Annotated in this window: 8 protein-coding genes; 2 read left to right on the top strand and 6 right to left on the bottom strand. The window is 46.5% G+C overall.

The genetic code is table 11. The features are described from left to right. Window positions 1-41 precede the first annotated feature (41 nt). Complete coding sequence (locus tag GY843_RS18285; protein ID WP_367183873.1) at window positions 42-479, bottom strand: cold-shock protein; 438 nt, start codon at window positions 477-479, stop codon at window positions 42-44. A 217-nt stretch (window positions 480-696) separates the two neighbouring features. On the opposite strand from GY843_RS18285, the gene GY843_RS18290 reads away from it, so the two are divergent. Continuing rightward, window positions 697-909: a SlyX family protein gene (locus tag GY843_RS18290; RefSeq protein ID WP_297311780.1), complete on the top strand. Its 213-nt coding sequence runs from the start codon at window positions 697-699 to the stop codon at window positions 907-909. A gap of 12 nt (window positions 910-921) precedes the next feature. Further along, on the top strand, window positions 922-3,237 hold the full coding sequence (plsB, locus tag GY843_RS18295) for a glycerol-3-phosphate 1-O-acyltransferase PlsB (RefSeq protein WP_297311782.1): 2,316 nt from the start codon (window positions 922-924) through the stop codon (window positions 3,235-3,237). 24 nt (window positions 3,238-3,261) lie between these two features. Here the strand turns inward: plsB and GY843_RS18300 are convergent, their stop codons facing one another. The 5 genes from GY843_RS18300 to mpl form a co-directional block, all read right to left on the bottom strand. Then, entirely contained in the window at window positions 3,262-4,056 is a 795-nt protein-coding gene (locus GY843_RS18300; protein ID WP_297311784.1) for a class I SAM-dependent methyltransferase, read from the bottom strand. Between the two features lie 8 nt (window positions 4,057-4,064). Continuing rightward, the gene (locus GY843_RS18305; protein WP_297311786.1) at window positions 4,065-4,865 is read right to left on the bottom strand and encodes an undecaprenyl-diphosphate phosphatase; all 801 of its coding nucleotides are present in this window, start codon (window positions 4,863-4,865) and stop codon (window positions 4,065-4,067) included. Further along, on the bottom strand, window positions 4,866-5,549 hold the full coding sequence (tsaB, locus tag GY843_RS18310; protein ID WP_297311788.1) for a tRNA (adenosine(37)-N6)-threonylcarbamoyltransferase complex dimerization subunit type 1 TsaB: 684 nt from the start codon (window positions 5,547-5,549) through the stop codon (window positions 4,866-4,868). It abuts the gene before it with no gap. 83 nt (window positions 5,550-5,632) lie between these two features. Beyond that, the gene (locus tag GY843_RS18315; RefSeq protein ID WP_297311789.1) at window positions 5,633-6,250 is read right to left on the bottom strand and encodes a flavin prenyltransferase UbiX; all 618 of its coding nucleotides are present in this window, start codon (window positions 6,248-6,250) and stop codon (window positions 5,633-5,635) included. Continuing rightward, a complete protein-coding gene (mpl, locus tag GY843_RS18320) occupies window positions 6,247-7,638 on the bottom strand; it encodes a UDP-N-acetylmuramate:L-alanyl-gamma-D-glutamyl-meso-diaminopimelate ligase (protein WP_297311791.1) in 1,392 nt (463 codons plus the stop codon). The genes GY843_RS18315 and mpl overlap by 4 nt, the downstream gene beginning before the upstream one ends. Window positions 7,639-7,784: the final 146 nt, after the last annotated feature.

The following is a 7,784-nucleotide window of genomic DNA, read 5'->3' on the forward strand; positions in this document are numbered from 1 at the left end:
GAATAAGCGAGGCTGAAGGAACTTCAACCTCGCTAGAATTGTCAGTCACGAACGATTGAAACGTCCTCAGCCTGCAATCCTTTATCACTTTCACGAACGTAAAAACGCACTTTCTGACCTTCAGCCAGAGAGCGGTGACCACGGCCGCGAATGTTACGAAAATGCACAAATACATCATCATCTTCGCCACGGGTGATGAAACCAAAACCTTTAGAAACGTTAAACCACTTTACAGTTCCCTGTTCACGGTCGTCATTTTCATCAATGGTTTCCACTTCCGCTCCGCTAAAACCAGACTCACTGTTCTGAGCAGAACTACCAGTCCCAGAAGAAGCGATAGTTGAAGCCGCAAAAGTTACAACAAAGATAATTGCCAATGCAGCAATATTAGATAACTCAACTTGAACACCAGCTAGCGGACCTAAAAGTACTGGTACCAAAACAGCCGCTATAACACTTACAATCAGACTACGAATCAACTGATTAACCCTCATTATTTTTTGTCATTGTTGATAATTATTAGCACTTGTTTCGATGGAATTAGATAAATACCCCACCAAACGCAAAGGTATATCGAATTTAGTGCTTTTTTTCAACAGGTTATCTTAATAAGCAATAAATAAGGGCCGCATTTTAATATCTAGCTCTGATAAACTATGCTAAATCCAATTTGATACAGAAATTATCAGGGTTCGAATGAACGATCAGGAAAGAATCACCGAACTGGAATCCCGTGTCGCATTTCAGGAAGACACACTGGATACGCTCAATGAAATTGTCTCCAGGCAGGAGCTTGAAATTGAGCAACTTAAACGCATGATCAAGGTCATGAATCAGCGCATGAAAAGCCTGAGTAACGACAGCCCTACCAGTTCACCTGATGATGAACCTCCACCGCCACACTATTGATAGTGACCTCCTATGCTCCCACTGATTCAGCGCAGCTTACACAAACTTGGTGGCTTATTTATCAGCCTGGTGACCCGCCCAAAACTGATAAATCCACAACTGCTTTTACAAGGACAAAGTAAAAATCAGACGGTTTATTACGTTCTTGAAAATGATCGATTAAGCCACAAGCTATTGCTAAAGAATCTGTTGCAGAAACAGCAGAGGCATATCAATGATGACCAGATTCTATTGGCTGATTCGGGCGGTTTAGCACCTCTTCGCGAGACATTGATTGATCTTATCAACACTCAGCAAAGTAATGATCAGCTTAATACCCTGCTAGTTCCCGTTGCAATTTTTCATGGCCGCTTACCCGGCAGAGAAGATTCCTGGCTAAATCTACTCTACGCCGAAACCTGGCACAAAGCAGGTCCGCTCGGCAGCATGCTGCAGTTACTCATCAATGGCAGGCAAACTCTGGTGCGCACGGATAAGCCACTAGAGCTAAAACAGCTTATGGATGATGGGGATTCCTGTGATACCGTGGCACGCAAAGCTTCACGGGTTTTACGTACTCACTTCAGTATTGTCCGTCGTTCTATTATCGGCCCAGACCTGTCCCACCGCAGAACACTGATCTCCCTGGTTTTGAATAATCCCCAGGTCCAACAAGCTATTGATGAGCAGGCTATTGAGCGGGGTACGAGTAAACATCGTATCGAACGTCACTGCGTTAAAACACTGGATAAGATAGCAGCTAACTTCAGCCCTATTACTGCACGGCTATTGGACCCTCTACTCAACTGGGTCTGGTTACGCCTGTACAAAGAGGTAAAAATAAACAACATAGAAGCGGTGCAAGAGATCGCTAAAACTCACCAGCTGATCTACCTACCCTGTCACCGCAGTCACATGGATTATCTATTACTCTCCTGGGCGCTCTATCGTCATGGTCTGATGATCCCTCACGTAGCCGCAGGTGAAAATCTGAATATCCCAATCATTGGCCCAATTCTGAAACGGGGTGGTGCTATTTTTATGCGCCGCAAATTCCAGGGTGATCCCCTTTACGCCTGCCTCTATAAAGCGTATCTGCAACAGATGACCCATCGTGGACATTCGCTGGAGTATTTTATCGAAGGTGGACGGAGTAGAACCGGTAGATTGCTACCTGCCAAAACCGGCCTGCTCTCGATGAGTATTGACTCCTTCCGAGAAGAAGGCCAACCACCTGTCGCGTTGATCCCTGTTTGGATCGGGTATGACCGTTTGGTAGAGAGTCGTAGTTATCAAAAAGAGTTATCTGGCGCTAAGAAAGAGAAAGAATCATTTTTACACTTCTTCTCTACGCTGAGTATTTTGCGAGAAAAATTTGGTCGAACCTATCTGGGTTTCGCTGATCCAATCTGCCTTGAAGAACATACCGATAACAACCGCAGCTTAAACCAGGATGTACAACTCGTAGCTACTGAAGTACTTAGCCGGATTAACCAAAGTGCTTCAGTACCACAGAGCAGCATCCTTGCAACCTGCCTGCTTGCTGGAAGCCAATTGCAGTCCGTTGCTGAGCTCAGTGACAAAAGCACACGCTTATACAACCTGATTAAAGCTCTGGATATACATACTGGTTTAATGCCGGATGAGAAACCATCCGACTGGATTAATGAAGCGGCAGAGATGGACCAGCTGGAACTGAAGATGAATCTGGTCGAGCTCTCAGAAGCTCAAGCTCAGGAGATGAGCCTTTACCGGAATAACATACAGCACCTGCTCATTCTGCCTGCTATGTATCTGCTGCTGGCGCATAGGCTTAAAGATGCTAAAGCACAGAGCATTAACCGCACGGTCCGTATGATCTACCCGTTTATTCAGTCGGAACTTTTCCTGCCTTGGCAAATTGAAGAGCTGACAGCAGTATTAAAGAACATCCGCGAAAAGCTGGTCGAACAGAACTTACTACAAAGCGGCAGTAATCAATCCTGGCACACAACAGCCAATCCTCTGGTTAATACCCTGATCCTGACAGCAGAACCTATTCTGTTGCGTTATTACATCATTCTCAGAGTTTTGGAGCGTTATCAGGAGATCAGTAAAACTGACCTGATTGAAACCAGTCAACGGATCGCTGAAGAGATACATCTGGAATATGGCTACAGCACACCAGAATATAAAGATCAGAATGTACTGGGCTCGTTTATTAAACAGATGCGCAATATGGATCTAGTTACAGATAACGAAGGACGCTTAAGTCATAATTTCGAAACGAAAGCGCTGTTTAAGCAAGCGAGCCTGATTTTAAGGCCCCACCTGATTAGCTTGATCGATAAGAAATTGAAGGAAGAATAAGCCAATCAGCCTGTGCTAATTAGTTCAGGCTTCCAGTTTCTTCAGTGGGTACACATCATAGCGACTGGATTTGCCCTCAAACTGTAAAGAGGGTTTTCTATCGGCCAGAAATGGCGCTTTCCGCGGGCGTTTAACCACAACCCGATTTTCTGCAATCTGCAGTGCTGCATCGAGTAACTGATCCGCATCCAGATCATCACCGACTATTGGACGAAAAGCCCGCATCTCTTTTTTAACCAGAGCGCTTTTATCATTGTGGGGAAACATAGGGTCCAGATAGACCACCTGATAAGAGGAGCCCGCTTCAGCCTGCTCGTGCATCCATTCAATACTATTGGCATGATGAAGATGCATATTCTGCACAATGTCACTCACATCTATTGATTCCAGCGCTCGCCCCAAACCATCACGCAACAAAGCATGAATGATAGGAGAACGCTCCAACAGAGTAACGTCACAACCTAAAGTCGCCAGGACAAATGCATCTTTACCCAATCCCGCAGTTGCATCCAACACCGTGGGTTTAATAGCCCCTTTGATACCCACGGCTTTAGCGATCATCTGTCCTTTACCGCCGCCAAACTGACGACGATGAGCTACTGCACCGGAAATAAAATCTGCATAGGTAGCACCGGGCGCTTTTTTACCGCAGGGCTGCAATTTAAGCCCTTCTGAGGTTACCTCAAGCACCAGTTCATAATTGTGCTCTTGCGAACTGATAACAGACAAGTCTAGTTCAGTTGCTAAAGTATCGGCACATTCACCCTGCTCTTCTCCCTCAGGTCTAATCGCCACAAGAGATTTGTATGCTGTAGTCATAGGTTGCCTCAGCTCCAAAACCAGATCATAAGAAGAGCAACGCCCAGAATCATGCGATAGACAACGAAGGGCATCATACCGATTTTATCCAACCATTTTAGAAACAGGTGGATACAGCTGAATGCACTGATCCCCGCTATCAAAGCCCCCACAGCAACCATCGTCCAGGGAGCCTGATCTCCCAGACCGATAAGATCAAGGGTCTTAAGTAAACCAGCTCCCAGAATCACCGGGATAGATAACAGAAAAGAAAAACGCGCAGCGGACTGACGATCTAAGCCAAGCATCAGCGCAGCAGTAATAGTAACGCCACTACGAGATGTTCCCGGTATTAAAGCCAAAGCTTGCGCACAACCAATCATCAACGCATCTTTAAGACTTAAATGGGAAAGGTCACGATACTCTTTACGGGACAGGTCCGCCCAGCCTAATAACGCGCCGAAAATCAGCGTAGTTCCAGCGATGACCAGGATCGAACGTAAATTCTGATCTATAAATTCATTGAAGAGTAAACCGACAAGCACGGCAGGGATCGTTGCAAAAATACAAAACCAAGCTAGTTTCGAATCAGATGACTTCTGCCCCGAAAAGCTGCCGACCCATGCGAAAAGTAGATTTCGCAGCTCATTTCTGAAATAGATAACAACTGCCATCAGCGTACCTACATGTACGCCTACATCAAAGGCTAACCCCTGGTCAGGCCAACCAAAGAGTTGAGAAGGCAGTATCAGATGTGCAGAGCTGCTTATGGGTAAAAATTCCGTTAGTCCCTGCAGTAAAGCTAGAATAATTACCTGAAAAAAGTCCATCTATTGCTGGTCCTTTTTCTTCCATGCAACTTCATCCCTAAGATAAACAGGTAGTGCTTGCTCCGCAGAAACCGCTTTACCTTTCTGCCAGTCTGACTCAGCCAGCACCAGCATATCAACTGCTGAAGGGTAGTACGTTTCAGACGCAACGGTAACGGCAGACTTAACAGCCTCTGACATATCTTCCAGATAACGCCATCCACTACCTACAGCCAGGTAAGTACCGTTTTCAAGTTGTAGATCCGATGGTGCAGAAACCTTTTCATTCAGTTCAGCACAAGGAAGGCCATTTTCAAAACGGTAACTAGCCACATAGATCTCATCCATACGTGCATCTAATGCAGCGACAACACGTTCAGCTTGCTCCTTTCGAGCAGCAGCCAAAGCTAATGCTTCCAGCGTGGAGACAGGCAGCACAGGAATATCCGCCGCATAAGCTAACCCTTGCGTTACTCCGGTAGCGATTCTGATTCCGGCAAAAGAGCCCGGCCCACGTCCGAAGGCGATGGCATCAAGATCCCTCACACCGATACCGGCATCAGCCAGCATCTCCTGAACCATAGGTAGTAACTGTTGGGTATGCTGACGCGGGATAACCCGAAAGTCCTCTTTAACACTGCCATCGATATTCAGTGCTACAGAACATGCATCCGTAGAGGTATCCAAAGCTAAAATTGTTGGCATTAATAAAACCGCACAAAAAAGTGGTATCCGAAATGGATAAATTGATGACTGGGGATTTTACCTATGAGTGATGACTATTTCATCTAAATAAGATCATCACCCCATCTAGGCAGTAGAGACTGATCTATATCTAACTGATTGAGGATGCGGGCAACCACAAAATCGATCATATCCTCTACCGTTGCTGGGCGATTATAGAAGCCAGGGCTAGCGGGAATAACAACCGTTCCCATGCGTGTAAGCTTCAGCATATGCTCCAGATGAATTTCAGAATAAGGCGCTTCTCGTGGTACCAGAATCAACTGCCTGCGCTCTTTCAAAGCGACATCCGCAGCACGCTCAATAAGATTGTTGCTGGCACCTGTAGCCACGGCCGACAATGTCCCTGTACTACAAGGGCAAACAACCATTTTACTCGGCGCACCAGAACCTGAAGCAACTGGTGCCATCCACTGCTCACGGCCAAACACTTTTAGCTGCCCTTCTTCTGCAGAATATTCCTTGCTCAGAAAAGCTTCCTGCTCAGAGGGAGTACCTGGCAGTTTGAGGTCTGTCTCGGTATTGATAACAACCTGAGCGGCCCGGGAGATCATCACGAATACCTGTTTATCTACCGCCAGCAAACACTGTAGTAGGCGCAAACCATACTGCGCTCCGGAAGCCCCCGTTATGGCTAATGTAATTCGTTCACTATCGCTCATCTGTTGTCCCCGGCTACATTTCCTCGACTGTTCTGCAACTGCGCCAATAAGCGTTGATGGATACCGGCAAAACCACCGTTGCTCATAATCACCACATGACTTCCCGGCTCGAGCTGCTGGTCAAGCTGATCAATAAGCTTCTGAGTATCAGAATAGACCACCGCTGGAACAGTACTTTGCTCAGCCACTGCATCCAAAGACCAATCCATCCCTTCCGGTTGATACCAACACACCTGATCTGCATTAGAAACTGAATCAGCCAAAAGCGACTGATGTGTACCTAAACGCATTGTGTTCGAACGAGGCTCGATAACAGCGACTACTTTCTCAGCCCCCACCTGGGCACGAATGCCTTGCAGCGTTGTTTCAATAGCTGTCGGATGGTGAGCAAAATCATCATATATACGGATGCCATCAACCTCTCCGATCAGTTCCATGCGGCGTTTTACACCTGCAAACTCATTAAGAGCTTCTACTGCATGATGGGGTTGAACACCCACATTTCTTGCTGCAGCGATAGCCACAAGGCCGTTATTGACACTGTGTTTACCGGTCATCGACCAACTGACAACGCCTTGAGGCTGGCCTTTATGTAAAACCTCAAACTCACTACCATCCTCTTGCAACAGATTTGCCTGCCACTCGCTATCATCACTCTGCAAACTGGTGCGGGATACTTCAGTCCAACTTCCCATCTCCAGTACATCTTCCAGGGCAGCTTCCCCCTGCGGCAGAATAATCTGGCCATTACCAGGAACGATACGCACCAGATGGTGAAACTGGCGCTGAATAGCCGCCAGATCCGGGAAAATATCTGCATGATCATATTCCAGATTATTCATGATCAACGTACGTGGATGATAGTGAACAAACTTAGAACGTTTATCGAAAAAAGCCGTGTCATATTCATCAGCTTCAATGACAAAGAAAGGCGATTCCCCAACTCGTGCAGAGACGCCAAAGTCAAGCGGTACGCCACCTATAAGAAAGCCCGGTTTCATGCCTGCATGATCCAGAATCCAGGCCAGCATGGTAGAAGTTGTCGTCTTACCATGCGTACCTGATACAGCCAGAACCCACTTATCCTGCAGCAGATGTTCGGATAACCACTGCGGGCCGGAGGTATACTTCAAACCTTTATTAAGTACATATTCAACCGCTGGATTGCCACGGGACATGGCGTTACCTACAACAATCAGATCCGGCTCCGGATCAAACTGCTCAGGATCATACCCCTGGATCAATTCAATCCCCTGCTCTTCCAACTGGGTACTCATCGGTGGGTAAACATTCTGATCTGAACCTGTGACCCTGTGACCTAGCTGTTTCGCCAGGATCGCCAACGACCCCATAAAGGTGCCGCAGATACCTAAAATATGAATATGCACTAACAAAAACTCCCTAAAAACATAGTTCGCATCATACCAGTTTTGCCCTGTCGATGACCCTAGATTGCAAATCAGAAATATTCATCACGAAAACTGGCCTGAATCCCTCTGAAAGCAATGCATTTCATATAAGTTTCACGTAAAAT

The sequence above is a fragment of the Neptuniibacter sp. genome (assembly GCF_024231755.1).
GTDB lineage: Bacteria > Pseudomonadota > Gammaproteobacteria > Pseudomonadales > Balneatricaceae > Neptuniibacter.